Annotated in this window: 17 protein-coding genes; 12 read left to right on the forward strand and 5 right to left on the reverse strand. The window is 70.7% G+C overall.

What is annotated here, in order from left to right; translation table 11 throughout:
• Positions 1-43: 43 nt before the first annotated feature.
• The gene (locus DAE25_RS09195) at positions 44-934 is read left to right on the forward strand and encodes a TIGR01777 family oxidoreductase (RefSeq protein WP_107765873.1); all 891 of its coding nucleotides are present in this window, start codon (positions 44-46) and stop codon (positions 932-934) included.
• A 105-nt stretch (positions 935-1,039) separates the two neighbouring features.
• Here the strand turns inward: DAE25_RS09195 and DAE25_RS09200 are convergent, their stop codons facing one another.
• Positions 1,040-1,537 carry a nuclear transport factor 2 family protein gene (locus tag DAE25_RS09200; protein ID WP_107765874.1) on the reverse strand — a complete coding sequence of 166 codons (498 nt, stop codon included), beginning with the start codon at positions 1,535-1,537 and terminating at the stop codon, positions 1,040-1,042.
• Positions 1,538-1,621: 84 nt separating this feature from the next.
• On the opposite strand from DAE25_RS09200, the gene lipB reads away from it, so the two are divergent.
• The 8 genes from lipB to DAE25_RS09240 all read left to right on the forward strand — a co-directional run bounded on the left by lipB (position 1,622) and on the right by DAE25_RS09240 (position 9,864).
• Positions 1,622-2,344 carry a lipoyl(octanoyl) transferase LipB gene (lipB, locus tag DAE25_RS09205; protein WP_107765875.1) on the forward strand — a complete coding sequence of 241 codons (723 nt, stop codon included), beginning with the start codon at positions 1,622-1,624 and terminating at the stop codon, positions 2,342-2,344.
• Between the two features lie 90 nt (positions 2,345-2,434).
• Entirely contained in the window at positions 2,435-3,388 is a 954-nt protein-coding gene (locus DAE25_RS09210) for an ABC transporter ATP-binding protein (RefSeq protein WP_107765876.1), read from the forward strand.
• Entirely contained in the window at positions 3,385-4,380 is a 996-nt protein-coding gene (locus DAE25_RS09215) for a hypothetical protein (RefSeq protein WP_107765877.1), read from the forward strand. Before DAE25_RS09210 ends, DAE25_RS09215 begins: the two co-directional genes overlap by 4 nt.
• A gap of 67 nt (positions 4,381-4,447) precedes the next feature.
• Complete coding sequence (locus DAE25_RS09220; protein ID WP_107765878.1) at positions 4,448-4,921, forward strand: (2Fe-2S)-binding protein; 474 nt, start codon at positions 4,448-4,450, stop codon at positions 4,919-4,921.
• A gap of 1 nt (position 4,922) precedes the next feature.
• The gene (locus DAE25_RS09225; protein ID WP_107765879.1) at positions 4,923-5,948 is read left to right on the forward strand and encodes an FAD binding domain-containing protein; all 1,026 of its coding nucleotides are present in this window, start codon (positions 4,923-4,925) and stop codon (positions 5,946-5,948) included.
• On the forward strand, positions 5,945-8,098 hold the full coding sequence (locus DAE25_RS09230; RefSeq protein WP_107765880.1) for a xanthine dehydrogenase family protein molybdopterin-binding subunit: 2,154 nt from the start codon (positions 5,945-5,947) through the stop codon (positions 8,096-8,098). Before DAE25_RS09225 ends, DAE25_RS09230 begins: the two co-directional genes overlap by 4 nt.
• 63 nt (positions 8,099-8,161) lie before the next feature.
• A complete protein-coding gene (lipA, locus tag DAE25_RS09235) occupies positions 8,162-9,106 on the forward strand; it encodes a lipoyl synthase (RefSeq protein WP_107765881.1) in 945 nt (314 codons plus the stop codon).
• 53 nt (positions 9,107-9,159) lie between these two features.
• Positions 9,160-9,864 carry a DUF4191 domain-containing protein gene (locus DAE25_RS09240; protein WP_107765882.1) on the forward strand — a complete coding sequence of 235 codons (705 nt, stop codon included), beginning with the start codon at positions 9,160-9,162 and terminating at the stop codon, positions 9,862-9,864.
• Positions 9,865-9,883: 19 nt separating this feature from the next.
• Here DAE25_RS09240 and DAE25_RS09245 read toward each other — a convergent pair whose 3' ends face one another.
• Entirely contained in the window at positions 9,884-10,279 is a 396-nt protein-coding gene (locus tag DAE25_RS09245) for an RDD family protein (protein ID WP_234410938.1), read from the reverse strand.
• A 36-nt stretch (positions 10,280-10,315) separates the two neighbouring features.
• Positions 10,316-11,095 (reverse strand): LolA-like protein, encoded by a 780-nt coding sequence (locus DAE25_RS09250; protein ID WP_107765884.1) that lies wholly within the window; start codon positions 11,093-11,095, stop codon positions 10,316-10,318.
• A 193-nt stretch (positions 11,096-11,288) separates the two neighbouring features.
• On the opposite strand from DAE25_RS09250, the gene glnA reads away from it, so the two are divergent.
• Entirely contained in the window at positions 11,289-12,719 is a 1,431-nt protein-coding gene (gene glnA / locus DAE25_RS09255) for a type I glutamate--ammonia ligase (protein WP_056888850.1), read from the forward strand.
• Positions 12,720-12,737: 18 nt separating this feature from the next.
• On the opposite strand, the gene DAE25_RS23125 is transcribed toward glnA, so the two are convergent.
• Positions 12,738-13,052, reverse strand: a complete 315-nt coding sequence (locus DAE25_RS23125; protein WP_155993199.1) for a hypothetical protein — start codon at positions 13,050-13,052, stop codon at positions 12,738-12,740.
• A gap of 47 nt (positions 13,053-13,099) precedes the next feature.
• On the opposite strand from DAE25_RS23125, the gene DAE25_RS09260 reads away from it, so the two are divergent.
• Both DAE25_RS09260 and DAE25_RS09265 read left to right on the forward strand, forming a co-directional pair.
• Positions 13,100-13,375: a helix-turn-helix transcriptional regulator gene (locus tag DAE25_RS09260; protein WP_107765885.1), complete on the forward strand. Its 276-nt coding sequence runs from the start codon at positions 13,100-13,102 to the stop codon at positions 13,373-13,375.
• Positions 13,376-13,480: 105 nt separating this feature from the next.
• The gene (locus DAE25_RS09265; RefSeq protein WP_107765886.1) at positions 13,481-14,668 is read left to right on the forward strand and encodes a site-specific integrase; all 1,188 of its coding nucleotides are present in this window, start codon (positions 13,481-13,483) and stop codon (positions 14,666-14,668) included.
• 123 nt (positions 14,669-14,791) lie between these two features.
• On the opposite strand, the gene DAE25_RS09270 is transcribed toward DAE25_RS09265, so the two are convergent.
• On the reverse strand, positions 14,792-15,586 hold the full coding sequence (locus DAE25_RS09270) for a restriction endonuclease (RefSeq protein WP_199907497.1): 795 nt from the start codon (positions 15,584-15,586) through the stop codon (positions 14,792-14,794).
• Between the last annotated feature and the right edge of the window lie 73 nt (positions 15,587-15,659).

The following is a 15,659-nucleotide window of genomic DNA, read 5'->3' on the forward strand; positions in this document are numbered from 1 at the left end:
CCGCCCGCCCGGGCGTCCTTGGGCGCCATGGTTGGGTGGAGGCATGCGAGCGGTGATCGCCGGTGCGTCCGGTTTCCTGGGTACCCATCTGACCCATCACCTGCGGGCACAGGGCCACGAGGTGGTCCACCTCGTCCGGCGTCCCGGCCACTCGTCCCTCGAGTCGCAGTGGGACCCGTACGCCGGTCGGCTCGACCAGGCCGTCATCGATCGCGCCGACGTGGTCGTCAACCTCGCGGGCGTCAACATCGCGGGCAACCCGCACTCCAAGGCACGCGCGGAGGCGGTGCTCTCCAGCCGGGTCACCACCACCCGCGCCCTCGCCGACGCGATCGCGGCCGCCCCCCGCCCCCCGGCGTTCCTCGCCGGCAACGGCATCTCCTACTACGGCGACCACGGTGCCGACGTCCTCACCGAGGCGTCCGACTCGCGCGGCGACGCGATGCTCACGCAGGTGACCCGCGAGTGGCAGTCGGCGACCTCGCCCGCCGAGCAGGCCGGCGCCCGGGTCTGCGTCCTGCGCACGGCGCCGGTGATGGACCGCCGGTCCTCACCCCTGCGCGAGCTGCGCCGCCTCTTCCAGCTCGGCATGGGTGCCCGGCTGGGCTCCGGCGAGCAGTACTTCCCGATGATCTCGCTGCGCGACTGGGTCGCCTCGGTCGCGTTCCTCGCCGGCTCCGGCGACGTCTCCGGCGCCTTCAACCTGTGCTGCCCGCGGACCCCGACCAACGCCGAGTTCACCCGGGCCCTCGCCGACGCCGTGCACCGCCCCGCGTTCCTCGTCGCCCCCGCCCCGGTGCTCAAGGTCGCCGCCGGCCGGATGGCCCCCGAGCTCCTGGGGTCGGTCAACGCCCGCCCCGCCGCGCTCGAGCGGGCCGGCTACGACTTCGAGGACGAGGACGTCACGGCGGTGCTCGCCGCCGGGCTCGCCTGAGCGTCGCGCACATGTAACGCGCTGTTGCAGCACCTCCACACCCCACCGATGGGGTGCGCAGTGGATGTGACAGAGCGTTACAGCTGCGGACCACGCGCGCCCACGTCACTCCCGGACCTCGTCGACCCGCCACTCCCCGCCCACGAGGCGCAGCACGACGGTCCGTGTCGACGGCCGGTCGTCGGGCAACGGGATGACCGTCTCCCCGTCGACCGCCTGCGCCCCGCCGACCCGGTCGGTGACGCGCACCTCGACCGACACCGGCGACTCGTCCAGGACCTCGAGCGCCAGCACCTGCGTGCGCATCCCCTCCACGGTGAGGCCGCGGTCGACGTACGACGCGAGCATCCGCACGTCGGCGCGCCCGGTGCGCGAGCCATCGACGTACAGCTCACGCAGTGCCGAGACATCACCGGAGGCCCAGGCCCGGGCACGCCGAGCGTCCCAGTCGGCCAGCACGGACCGCGGCCCGTCGGGGGCGGCGGCCACCGGTCGGGACCCGGGACCGGTCGGACCCGGTCGCAGGGCGACCAGCGCGGCCGTGCCGAGCACGGCACACAGCGTGACGCCGAGCAGGATCGGGAGGAGTCGTCGCGGGTCCACTCCCCCACGGTGCCCCAGATCGCCCCGCGGCGTCGGGCGTCATCCACAGGCGGAGTCCCGGGCGGTGCGGCGTACGCTGGCGCCATGCGCTTCGACATCGCAGGGCTCGGACCCGAGGCCGTCGACTACCTCGCCGCGTGGGAGCTCCAGCGCGACGTGCACGCCCGGGTGGTCTCCGGTGAGCAGGAGCCCACCGTGCTGCTCCTCGAGCACCCGCCGGTCTTCACCGCCGGCAAGCGCACCGACCCGCACGAGAGGCCCCTCGACCCGGGCGGCGCCGACGTCATCGACGTGGACCGCGGCGGCAAGATCACGTTCCACGGTCCCGGCCAGCTCGTCGGCTACCCCATCGTGGCGCTGCCCGACCACGTCAAGGTCGTCGACTACGTCCGTCGCGTCGAGGAGGCGCTGATCCGGGTGTGCGCCGACTTCGGTGTCACGAGTGCCCGTGTGCCCGGCCGCAGCGGCGTGTGGCTCCGGGCCGACGAGCGCGGCCCCGAGCGCAAGATCGCCGCCCTCGGCATCCGCGTCAGCCGGGGCGTGACGATGCACGGCTTCGCCCTCAACTGCGACGTCGACCTCGGCTGGTACGACCGCTTCGTGCCCTGCGGCATCGCCGACGCCGGCGTCACCTCGCTGAGCACCGAGCTCGGCCGCGACGTCACCGTCGACGACGTGCTGCCCAGCGTGCGCCGCCACCTCACCGACTACCTCGCGTGGGGGCCGTACGACGCGACGCCGGACTACGAGCCGCGCCCCGAGCCCGCCCGCGGTCCGCGCATCGAGCTGGTCACGCCCGGTCGCTGACCTCCGGCGTGCCGCGAGACGGCCGTCCCTGTCTGCTGCCACAGTGCGCTCCACGGGGAGGGCGCCGAGCGGCGTCCGGGAGGGAGCGCCGTGTCGAGCGCGGCCACCGCAGACCTGGTCATCGAGACCCGGGGACTGCGCAAGGAGTTCAGCGGGAGGCGGGGCACACGCGTCGCGGTCCAGGACCTCGACCTCGCGGTCCCGCGCGGCGGGGTGCACGGCTTCCTCGGGCCCAACGGGTCCGGCAAGACCACCACCATCCGGATGCTGCTGGGCCTGGCCCGCGCCACCCGCGGCGAGATGGCGCTCTTCGGCACCACCGTGCCGTCCGGGCTGCCGCAGGTCATCGACCGGGTCGGCGCCGTCGTGGAGATGCCCAAGTTCCTGCCGCACTTCACCGGCCGGCAGAACCTCACCATCCTGGCCCGGTCCAAGGGCATCGCCGCCGAGCGGGTGGACGCCGCCGTCGACACCGTCGGCCTGACCGGCCGCGACGGGGACCGCTACCGGGCCTACTCGCTCGGCATGAAACAGCGCCTGGCCATCGCGGCCACCCTGCTCAAGGACCCGCAGCTGCTTATCCTCGACGAGCCGACCAACGGCCTCGACCCCGCTGGCATCCGGGAGATCCGCGAGACCATCCGCACCCTGGGCGAGTCCGGCGTGACCGTGCTGCTCAGCTCGCACATCCTCGCCGAGGTCCAGCAGGTCTGCACCTCGGCCACCATCATCGGCAACGGCCGGCTGCTCGCCTCCGGGCGGGTGGAGGACCTGCTCGGCGCCAGCACGTCGTACCGCATCGTCGTCGACGACCCGGACGCCGCCCGGCGGGCCCTTGCCGAGGGTCCGTACGACGTCCACACGGACGGCACGTCGCTGCGCGTCGAGACGCAGGCGCCCGCCGCCGAGATCACCCGCACCCTCGGTGAGGCCGGCGTGTGGCTCTCCGAGCTGACCTCGGTCCGCCCCGACCTGGAGACCGTGTTCCTCGAGCTCACCTCCCAGGACACGCTCGGCAACACGCAGGGGGGTGGGCAGGCATGAGGCTCCTCGGTGTCGAGCTCACCCGCCTGCGCTGGCGCCGCGCGTGCCTGGTGCTCATGGTCGCGTCGGTCCTGGTCCCCGCCCTGATCTGGGCGGGCACGGTCTGGGGCACCCGCCCCTACTCCGGGGCCGAGGTCCAGCGGGCCACCGAGCAGGCGCAGGCCCAGCCCGGCTTCGACCAGGAGGTGCGTCGCTGCGAGCGCAAGCCCGAGCAGTACCTCGCTCCCGACCAGCTCCCCGTCGAGGACGAGGCGGACGCCTCCGAGCAGTGCCGGGCGCTCATCACCCAGTGGTGGACCGGCCTCTTCCGCGAGCCCCTCGACCTCGAGCGGGAGCTCGAGGGCAGCGGCATCGGCATCGCCATCGTGATGGCGGGGCTGATGATGCTCCTCGGGGCGACCTTCGTCGGCGCCGACTGGGCCAGCGGGTCGATGAGCAACCAGCTGCTCTTCGAGCCCCGACGCCTCCGCGTGTACGCCGCCAAGGCCGGCGCCGTCGTCGTCACCGGGCTGCTCCTCGGCCTCGCCGTCGGGGCCCTCTGGTGGGCCGCCCTGGCCGGGGTCGCCAACGCCCGGGACCTCCCGATCGCCGACGGGGTCACCGGCGAGGTGGGCTGGCAGGTCGTGCGGGGAGCGGTCCTGGTGGCCGGTGCCGGGCTCGCCGGCCTGGCCACCACGATGCTCTTCCGAAGCACCGTCGCGACCCTCGGCATCCTCTTCGCCGTCGTCATCGCGGGCACGTTCCTCATCGCGGTGCTGCCCTTCGAGTCGCCGGAGCGCTGGATGCCGCACCTCAACGTGGTGGCGTGGATCGCCGACGGGACCGTCTACTACTCCGACGACGGGCAGACCTGCGTCGACGACGGGACCGGGATGGTCTGCTCGGGCGAGCGCGTCCTCGGCGCCGGCGCCGCGGCGGCGTACCTCCTCTCCATCCTGGGCGCCGTGGTCGCCGCCTCGCTGGCGACCTTCACGCGCCGCGACATCCCGTGAGCCTCACCACCCCTCCGACGCTCGGAGGGGTGGTGCAGGAGTCGGACGGCTCTGGTTGGCTCGAGCCATGAGCCACCTCCCCCTGTCCGTCACCGTCAACGGAGAGCAGCAGTCGGTGGACGTGGACCCCCGCCGCTCCCTGCTCGACCTGCTGCGCGACACCCTCGGCCTCACCGGCACCCAGAAGGGCTGCGACCAGGGCGCCTGCGGCGCCTGCACCGTGCACGTCGACGGCCGCCGGGTGCTGTCCTGCCTGACCCTCGCCGCCCAGGTCGACGGCCGCGAGGTCACCACCATCGAGGGCATCGGCACCGCCGAGTCCCTGCACCCGGTGCAGCAGGCCTTCATCGACTGCGACGCGTTCCAGTGCGGCGCCTGTACGGCGGGCCAGGTGATGTCCGCGGCCGCGCTCCTCGAGGAGGACGGCTGGGAGACAGCCGACGACGTACGCGAGCTGATGAGCGGCAACCTGTGCCGCTGCGGTGCCTACCCGCGCATCGTCGACGCCGTCCTGTCCGTCCGTGACGCCCGGGAGGCCTGAGATGCACCCCTTCACCTACACCCGCGTCGACGACGTGGACGCGGCCGTCGCCGCCGTCACGACCGACGCCGTCGCCCGGGCCGTCCAGGTGCCCGAGGACGCGGCGTTCATCGCCGGCGGCACCACCCAGCTCGACCTGATGCGCGACGGCGTCTGGTCCCCGGGCACCCTCGTCGACATCAGCCGGCTGCCGCTGGCCGACGTCGAGGTCGAGGACGGGGACGGGGACGACGGCACGGTCCTCGTGGTCGGAGCCGCGGTGACGATGGCCGACCTCGCCCGGCACGCGGCCGTCGCGGGCCTCGACGTGCTCCGCGACTCGCTGCTGCTGGCCGCCTCCCCCCAGCTGCGCGCGATGGCCACGATCGGTGGCAACGTTCTCCAGCGCACCCGCTGCCGCTACTTCCGCGACCCCACGGTCAGCCAGTGCAACAAGCGCGAGCCCGGCAGCGGCTGCGCGGCCGTGGAGGGCACGGCGCGCATGCACGCGGTCCTCGGCGTCGACGCCGGCTGCATCGCCCTGCACGCCTCCGACCTGGCGGTCGCCCTGGTCGCCCTCGACGCGCGCGTCCGACTGCACGGCCCCGACGGGGTCCGCACGCTGCCCGTCGCCGACCTGCACGTCCGGGCCGACGACGACCCGGCCCGCGACAACGTCCTGACGCCCGGGGAGCTGGTCACCCACCTCGAGATCCCGGTCCCCGACGCGCGCACCGGCTACCTCAAGGTGCGCGACCGCGCGTCGTACGAGTTCGCGCTGACGTCCGCCGCCGTCGTCGCCCGCGTCGAGGACGGCGTGCTCGCGCACGTCGCCATCGGGCTCGGCGGGGTGGGCTCGGTCCCCTGGCGCGCCACCCGCGCCGAGGAGGTGCTGCGCGGCCGGCCGGCCTCGCTCGCCCTCTTCGAGGAGGCTGCCGCCGCCGAGCTGGCGGACGCCTTCACCCTGCCCGGCACCGACTTCAAGCCCGAGCTCGCGCGCCGCACCCTGGTGCGCCAGCTCCGCGACGTCACGGAGGTCACCGCATGACGACGACCCAGGTCCCCACCAGCACCGGCGCCCCGGTCATCGGCGCCGGCGTCACCCGCGTCGACGGCCCCCTCAAGGTCACCGGCGCCGTACCGTACGCCGACGACCTCGCGCCCCGGGACGCCCTCGTCGGCGTCCTGGTCGGCAGCACGGTCGCGGCCGGGGAGATCTCGCTGGTCGACACCAGCGACGCGCTCGCCGCCCCCGGCGTCGTCGCGGTGCTCACCCACCACAACGCCCCGGCGGTCATCCGGCCCAACGAGGCGTCGTCCGACGAGCGGGCCCCGATGCCGCCCTTCCAGGACGCCACCGTGCGCTTCCGCGGCGACTACGTCGCGCTCGTCGTCGCCCAGACGCACGAGGAGGCGGCACACGGCGCGTCCCTGCTGCACGTCACCTACGACGCGACCGAGCCCGTCGTCGACCTCAACGACCCCCGCGCCACCCGCGAGACCGACGACCCGGCGGGTGCCGACAGCACCCGCGGCGACCTCGACCGTGGACTGGCGGCCGCCGACGTGGTGGTCGAGGCCGACTACGTCACCGGGGACAACACCAACAACCCGCTCGGCCTCTTCGCCGCCTGCGCCCAGTGGGACGGCGACGCCCTGATGATGTGGGCGACGACCCAGTGGCCGTTCAACACCGCCGACTGCCTCGCCGAGGCGTGGGGCATCCCCCGCGAGGACGTCCGGGTCGTGTGCCCCTACCTCGGTGGCGGCTTCGGCTCGGGCCTGCGCCCGTGGCCCTACATCCACGCGGCCGCCATGGCTGCGAAGGTCGTCGACCGGCCGGTGCGGATCGTGCTGAGCCGCCCGCAGATGTTCACCGGGGTCGGCCACCGGCCCGAGACGGTCCAGCGCGTGCGCCTCGGTGCGCTGCGTGACGGCACCCTGACCGCCGTCGAGCACACCGCGACCATCCCGGTGGCGATGGACGACGACAACCCGGAGAACGTCGTGTCGGGCACCCGGCAGGGCTACGCCGTCGAGCACCTGCGCGCCGACGTCGACCAGGTGCGCCTGCACATCTCGCCGCCCGGGTCGATGCGTGCCCCCGGTGAGGCGCAGGGCAACTTCGGCCTGGAGACCGCGCTCGACGAGCTCGCGCTCGAGCTGGGCATCGACCCGGTCGAGCTGCGGCTGCGCAACTACGCCCACACCAACCCCGACCAGGACGACCTGCCGTGGTCGAGCAAGGCCCTCGACGAGTGTCTGCGCCGGGGTGCCGAGCTCATCGGCTGGGACGACCGCGACCCGACCCCGCGCTCGATGCGCGAGGGCGACCAGCTGATCGGCTACGGCATGGCCGCGGTCTCGTTCTTCTACTTCCAGCAGCCGTGCACGGTCCGTGTCGTCGTACGCCGCGACGGCAGCGCCGCCGTCCACTGCGCCGCCATGGACATCGGGACCGGCACCTACACCGTGGTCACCCAGGTGGCCGCCGAGCGGCTGGGCCTCGAGCTGGCCGACGTCGAGGTCGTGCTCGGCGACAGCTCCCTGCCGGCCTCTCCCCCGGCCGGCGGGTCGGGCCTGGCGATGGCCATCTCCAACGCGACGGCGCGCGCCGTCACCGGCGTGCTCGGCGACCTGGAGCTGGGGTCCGCCCCCGGTCGCGACGCGCTGTCGCGCGCGGTGGGCGACCGCGACGAGGTCGCCGCCGAGGCCACCGCCGACAAGCCCGACCCGGCCGAGGTGGGCATGTCCCCCTCGGGGGCCTTCGGCGCCAAGTTCGCCAAGGTGCGCGTCGACGCCGACCTCGGGCTGGTCCGGGTCGAGCGCCTGGTCTCGGTGATCGACTGCGGGCAGGTGCTCAACGAGCGCACCGCCCGCAGCCAGGTCGTGGGCGGCACGGTCGGCGGCATCGGCCACGCGCTGCTCGAGCACACGACGACCGACCTGCACGCCGGGCCCCAGACGGGGCGCATCACCAACGCGCACCTCGCCGACTACCTGATCGCCGTCAACGCCGACGTACCCGACCTGGAGGTCGAGTTCGTCGGCGGCCCGGACCGGCTCAACCCGGTCGGGGTCAAGGGCGTCGGCGAGGTCGGCCTGTGCGGCGTCGCCGCGGCCATCGGCAACGCCGTCCACCACGCCACCGGACGCCGCATCCGGCGCCTGCCCATCACCCCCGACCTGCTCCTGTGACCGGCCGGTCCGGCGCCCGGAGGGCGAATTGGGTGCCCTCGGGGCGCGGCGTAGAGTGACGACGTGACTGCACCGGTACCCGAAGGACGCAAGCTCCTCCGCCTGGAGATCCGCAATTCCGAGACACCGATCGAGCGCAAGCCGGAGTGGATCAAGACCCGGGCCAAGATGGGTCCCGAATACACCGAGCTCCTCAACCTGGTGAAGGGCGAGGGGCTGCACACGGTGTGCCAGTCGGCCGGCTGCCCCAACATCTTCGAGTGCTGGGAGGACCGCGAGGCGACCTTCCTCATCGGCGGCGACCAGTGCACCCGGCGCTGCGACTTCTGCCAGATCGACACCGGCAAGCCGCAGCCCCTGGACCGCGACGAGCCCCGACGGGTCGCCGAGTCCGTGCAGAAGATGGAGCTCAAGTACGCCACCATCACCGGCGTCGCCCGCGACGACCTCCCCGACGGCGGCGCCTGGCTGTACGCCGAGACGGTGCGCGTGATCCACGAGCTCAACCCCGGCACCGGCGTCGAGAACCTCATCCCCGACTTCAACGGCAAGCCCGACCTGCTCCGCGAGGTCTTCGAGTCGCGCCCCGAGGTGCTCGCCCACAACGTCGAGACGGTGCCGCGCATCTTCAAGCGCATCCGCCCGGCGTTCACCTACGAGCGCTCGCTCGACGTCATCACCCAGGCCCGCGACTTCGGGCTGGTGACCAAGTCCAACCTGATCCTGGGCATGGGCGAGACGCGCGAGGAGGTCAGCCAGGCGCTCCGCGACCTCCACGAGGCCGGCTGCGAGCTCATCACCATCACCCAGTACCTCCGCCCCTCTCCCCGGCACCACCCCGTCGAGCGCTGGGTCAAGCCCGAGGAGTTCGTCGAGCTCAAGGACGAGGCGGACGAGATCGGTTTCTCCGGCGTGATGTCGGGACCGCTGGTGCGTTCGTCCTACCGGGCCGGTCGGTTGTACCGTCAGGCGATGGACGCGCGCGACACCGCCGGCGCGACCGTCTGACCCACCCCGCACGACCCGCACATCCAGACTCCGCCAGACAGGTAAAGGCCAGCATGTCGACGCCCGCCACCCCGCCCACCTCACGGCGGCAGCAGTTCATCCAGACCTACCGGATGGCGAAGAAGACCGACCGCACCATCGGGTTGTGGATCTTCGGCGCCTTCGTCCTCGGCGCCCTCCTGGGCTTCGCGTTCATCTGGTTCCTCCCCGGTGACGGCCTCATCGCCTGGATCATGTCCGGCGTCGGCGCCCTCCTCGTCGGCCTGCTGCTCGCCGTCACGATCTTCGGGCGCCGTGCCCAGAAGGCGGCGTACGGGCAGATGGAGGGCCAGGTCGGGGCCGCGGCATCCGCGCTCACCATGCTGCGCCGCGGCTGGAAGACCGACCCGGTGGTCGGCTTCAACCGCCAGCAGGACGTCGTGCACCGCGTCGTCGGCCCGCCCGGCATCGTGCTCGTCGGCGAGGGCAACCCGACCCGGCTGCGCCAGCTGATGGCCAACGAGCGCCGCAAGCACGAGCGGGTGCTCCCCGAGACCCCGATCCACGAGGTCGTCTGCGGCAACGGCGAGGGCGAGGTCCCGCTCCCCAAGCTCGTCAAGCACGTCACCAAGCTCGGCAAGAACCTCAAGCCCGCCGACATCACCGACGTGCGCAACCGCCTCAAGGCGATCGACGCCCAGCGCGGCACCGTCCCGCTGCCCAAGGGCCCGGTCCCCACGTCGATGAAGGGCATGCGCGGCCAGCAGCGCGGCCGCTGACCCAGGTCCCACCCGGCGCTCAGCCCGGCGAGGCGGCCTTCAGGTCCTCGAGCCGGGCCGTGCGCGACCCTGCCGCGATGTCGTGCAGTCCGCGCCCGTCCGGACGGAAGACCAGCGGCGGGATCACCACCGCCACGAGGAGCTGGCGCAGCACGCAGCGCAGCAGCGACACGGGTCCGTAGGACCCGTCGTTGCGTACGACGCGCAGCCGCGTCGCCAGCTTGCCGAACGATCCGCCGGCGACCGCGGTGAAGACGGCCGACTCCGCGACGAAGAGGCCCAGGACGTACCAGCTCGACATCGGGTCCTCGCTCCAGGACCGGGGTCCGATGAGCGCGACCACGACCAGCGTGCAGGCGAGCCAGTCGACGACGAGGGCGAGGATGCGGCGTGCCCAGGAGGCGGTCTCGATCACGGGTCCCAGCGTAGGTGGAGCACCGCAGCCGACCGGTCAGCGGACCGGCTTGGCCCCCTCCGGCGCGGTCACCTCGACCGGCTCGTCCCAGGCGCTCCAGCCGACCTGCGCGGAGCGGGCCGCGTCGTCGCCGACCTGGTAGGCCAGCTGGACGGGTCGGGAGTCCTCGTCGATCCACAGCTCGGCGTCGAGCTCGGCCGGCACGTCCATCACCCGGTAGATCGACTGCTCCGGCAGCGCGGCCAGCCAGGCCTCGGTGTCGAGGGTGACGTCGTAGCGGGTGGCGTCCTCCCCCGCCACCTCGTCGGCCGTCCCCTCGCCGACGTCGGTGACCCCGGCCTCGAGCGCGGCCAGCTCGGCCGGCACGTCGATGGCCAGCAGGATCGGCACCACCCCGGCGTCGAAGCCCTCTGCGCCCTGCAGGCGGGGGTCGTCCTCCTCGAGGTAGCGCCACTGGTCCTGTGCGGCGGCCCCGCCGACGTAGACCCGGCCGCCGACGCGGCGTACCTCCAGGCCGGCACCGGTCTGGTCGCCGGTCACGGCGGACAGGACTGGCTCCTCGCCCCAGCTGACGTCCACCTCGACGTCGTCGGGTGACTCCTTGGTGCCCAGCGTGACGTGGACCGACTCGGCGTCGGCGACGGAGTCCTGCACCGCCGGCATGAGCGTCTCGGTGTCGTACGCCGCGGGGTCGCCCGCCGACTCCCCCTCGCCGCCGTCGTCGCTGCCGCTGCAGGCGCTCAACCCCAGGACGCAGGTGGCGAGAGCGGTGGTGACGAGGGACGTCGTACGGGCAGGACGGAGGCGGGACAGCATGGTGACGACCCTAGGAGGCACCCGGGAACCGACCGCTGGCCGGGACATCTGTTACATCGGCGAAACAAACGGGATACGGTCGAGAAACCGCCCGTGCGTAGTTTCGCGGGCAACCGGCGCAACGGTGCGCCGTACTCCACGTCGGTTCCACACACTTCGGTGCGCGACCCGCGGGTCCCACCCAGGAGGACGCATGTTCAGCAACAGCGACGAGCTGCTCAAGTACATCAAGGACGAGGGCGTCGAGATGGTCGACGTCCGCTTCTGTGACCTGCCCGGTGTGATGCAGCACTTCACCGTGCCGGTGTCCTCGTTCGACCAGTCGGTCTTCGACGACGGTCTCGCCTTCGACGGCTCCTCGATCCGCGGCTTCCAGGCCATCCACGAGTCCGACATGTCGCTGTTCCCGGACGTGACCACGGCCTACATCGACCCCTTCCGCGTCTCCAAGACGCTGGTGGTCAACTTCTTCATCCACGACCCGATCACGGGCGAGGCCTACTCGCGCGACCCGCGCAACATCGCCAAGAAGGCGATGGCCTACCTCGCCTCCACCGGCATCGGCGACACCGCCTACTTCGCCCCCGAGGCCGAGTTCTACGTCTTCGACAGCGTCCGGTTCGCCACCTCGCAGAACGAGGGCTACTACCACATCGACTCCGAGGCGGGCGCCTGGAACTCCGGCACCGCCGGCACCGAGGACAACCCCAACCGCGGCTACAAGGTGAAGTACAAGGGCGGCTACTTCCCCGTCGCGCCCTACGACCACTTCGGCGAGCTGCGCGACGAGATGGTCATCGAGCTCGAGAAGTCCGGCCTGCTCGTCGAGCGTGCCCACCACGAGGTCGGCACCGCCGGCCAGGCCGAGATCAACTACAAGTTCGACGAGCTGCTCAAGGCCGCCGACGACGTGATGAAGTTCAAGTACATCATCAAGAACACGGCCTGGCGCAACGGCAAGTCGGCGACCTTCATGCCCAAGCCGATCTTCGGCGACAACGGCTCCGGCATGCACTGCCACCAGTCGATCTGGAAGGACGGCGAGCCGCTCTTCTACGACGAGACCGGGTACGCCGGGCTGTCCGACACCGCGCGCCACTACATCGGCGGCATCCTCAAGCACGCCCCGTCGCTGCTGGCCTTCACCAACCCGACGGTCAACTCCTACCACCGCCTGGTGCCCGGCTTCGAGGCCCCGATCTCGCTGGTCTACAGCCAGCGCAACCGCTCGGCCTGCGTGCGCATCCCGATCACCGGCGCCAACCCCAAGGCCAAGCGCGTCGAGTTCCGCTGCCCGGACCCGTCGGCCAACCCCTACCTCGCCTTCTCGGCGCTGCTGCTGGCCGGCATCGACGGCATCCAGAACAAGATCGAGCCGCCGGCCCCGATCGACAAGGACATCTACGAGCTGCCGCCGGACGAGATGGCCGACATCGACCAGGTCCCCACGTCGCTCAACGCGGTCATGGACAACCTGGAGAGGGACCACGAGTTCCTCACGGCGGGCAACGTCTTCACGCCCGACCTGATCGAGACCTGGATCGACTACAAGCGCACCAACGAGATCCTGCCCGTGCAGCTGCGGCCGCACCCGCACGAGTTCGAGCTGTACTACGACATCTAACCGGGCCTCCGGCTGCGGTCATTCAGCAACGCCGAACGACCGCAAAGAACAGCCGCTGACCTGCACAAACGCCGCCGAGCGACCTTTTGGTCGTTCGGCGGCGTTTGCTGTTGGTAGCCGCTCGTCTGTTACAAATCCGGTACAAATTTGGGTAGCGCCATCTCCTGCCACACGGTCCTCAGGGGACTCTTCGGGTAGGTCGCGGCACGGGTCGGTTGCCCGAGCCACCAGCCTGGCATCGCACAGTTGGGCAACCACCGCCGCGATGCCCGAGTCATCTTGCTGCCACATCGTTTCCGCCGACGTGATCGCTCCCATGCCGCCGTCGGACATAGGTGCCCGTAGACCAACTGTCCGTCAACGCCGCGAGGAGGGGCTGGATGATGGCAACGAACTCGAACGTGCCGGCTTTGGAACCGGGAATCTTTGGGCCGCGGCGGCGCGGAGACCGCGGAAGCCGGGCACCCAGGCTGGTCGAGGCCCAAGAGCTGTGGGACATCGACGATGTCGCTTCCTACCTTGGCGTGACAAAGCAGACCATCTACTCCTGGCGGACGACAGGTTACGGCCCGGCCGGCTTCCGTGTCGGCAAGCACCTGCGCTGGCGGGCAGCAACCGTGATCGATTGGACGCTGCGACTCGAGGAGAATCAGTGATCCCGACAGGCCATCAGCCTGACCCGGAATCGACTCCATCGCCACCAGCGAGCAGATGCTCATCAGCATGTTTGGTCACCCGGTCCGACGCTGCCGAGGGCTGCCATGGCAAGCATTAGCTCTGGGAGACCATCCGACGACGGCAGCCCTCGCTACGTCGTCAACTACCGAGATCCCGAGGGGCGGCAGCGTCGTAAGACCTTCCGACGCAAGGCCGAGGCGGTTGCGTTCCGCAACACGGTCGAGGCGGACAAACTTCGTGGAACCTACCTCGATGTCGACGCCGGCAGGATCTCATTTCGCGCCTATGCCGAGGAGTGGCTCGACAGTCGGACCTTCAGTCCGCTGACCTACGAGGCGACCGAATTGCGACTCAGGCTCCATGTGTTCCCGACGCTAGGACACCTCGAGCTGCGACAGATCAAGCCGTCGACCATCCAGAAGCTCCTACGGTCGATGGAGATGGCCGAGACCTACCGGCGCGTCATCTTCTCTAACGTGTCTGCCATCTTCTCGGCTGCGGTCGACGACGACATGATTGCCAAGAATCCGTGCAAAGCGAGTTCAGTGACAAGGCCCGCAACGTCGCGCCGCAAGGTGGTGCCTTGGCCGACCGAGTGGGTCTCCTCCATGCACGACGCGCTTCCGCCGCAGTACAGGATCGCAGTCACGTTGGGATCGGGGCTGGGACTACGCCAAGGCGAGGTATTTGGGCTCGCGGTCGAGGATGTCGACTTCCTCCGCGGAGTTGTGGAGGTCAGGCGGCAAGTCAAGGTGTTCGGAGGCAACCGCCTGGTCTTTGGCCTGCCGAAGGGCGACAAGACCCGAACCGTCCCCTTGCCCGAGAGCGTCGCGACGGAACTCAGCAACCACCTCGCTACCTACCCGCGACGGAGCATCACGCTTCCGTGGGGAACGCCCCAGGCGGACAAGAAGTCGAGCGCAGGGCTCATACTCACCACACGCGAGCGTTCTGCCCTCAACCGCAACTACTTCAACACACGGCTCTGGAAGCCCGGCCAAGCCCGTGTGGGCATCGAGCAATCGCGTGACAACGGCATGCACGCTCTACGCCACTGGTACGCCTCCGTGCTGCTAGACGCCGGCGAATCGATTCGCGCCGTGTCCGAATACCTCGGCCACAGCGACCCCGGGTTCACCTTGCGCACCTACACCCATCTCATGCCCAGCAGCACGGAGCGAACCCGTGCAGCAGTGGATGCGGCCTTTGCAGCCGGGCGCCACGCGGGCAAAGAGGCTGACACAGAACTCGAGCAACCCTCTCGGGGCTAGCGGGCGCCAGTCCAGCAACGCAAGTTGACTGACTACCGCAGCGACAGAGGTCGACCCGCTCATGGTCTGCGGGAATGGGCCCTCTCGATGTCTAACACTAGGAGGTCTTGGCACGGTCCGTCACTAGCTGTCGAGGAAGTCCCATTCGGCCCCGAGAACCCAGCGGATCGCAGAGATCTTCCCGGAGAGCATCCCCCAGTCGAACTGAGTCTCGGTGTCCTTACGGAGCAGGTCGACTCCGTACTGTTCCTCAATTCGGCGGGCGGCCGCCTGTGCTGTCGCCCAGATCTCCGCCGAATAGCCCTCGGGGCGCTCGTCACCAATCGAAGCCTCCGAGCGCCCGTACCAGAGCCGATCGAACAGCTCGTGTTCGACCGCCATGATTTCGGAGACACGACGCAGCGCAGACGTCTCAACCTGATGCCTGAACGCGAGATCCATCCGGTCAGCCAGCAGCCTCCGCAGTTGCGGCATTTCCCACGTTCTCACGCGGAACGCCGGCCTCGTCTGGTTGAAGCTCGAGATCCAGTCCTTCGCTCCGTTGGTGAAGAATCCTGAGGCAACAAACAGCACCGTGTCCGGCCGTTCGGCCGTGGCCCAGGCGATCGTCCCTTGTAACGCTTCGGGCGGCACTCCACGTGTGTAGTGCTTGCAGTCGACGAACCACGTCTCGAGATACTGGTGCCCGTCAACGTCGCGGCGTTCGAGCTGAGCCACGATGTCGCGCCCGCGATCGGCCGGCGAGGATTCCTTGGGCGTCCCCTTCCGCCAGTCGACGTTCACGAAACCCGTCTCTGACATCAGGTCGAAGCAGAACTCTTCGAAGTCGGTCGGGCTGAGTACGTCGAAGCCGACCGCGCCCAAGAGCATCTCAGCTGGGTCCTCTGGGAGAAGGTCGACGCTCCTATGGATCGTCAAGCCATGATCGGTCGGTGTTCGAGTAGCCGGTAGAGATCTCGGGCGATGTAGCGCTTGAGGCAGCGTTTGATCT

It is taken from the genome of Nocardioides terrigena, from assembly GCF_003047265.1.
GTDB classification, from domain to species: Bacteria; Actinomycetota; Actinomycetes; order Propionibacteriales; family Nocardioidaceae; genus Nocardioides; species Nocardioides terrigena.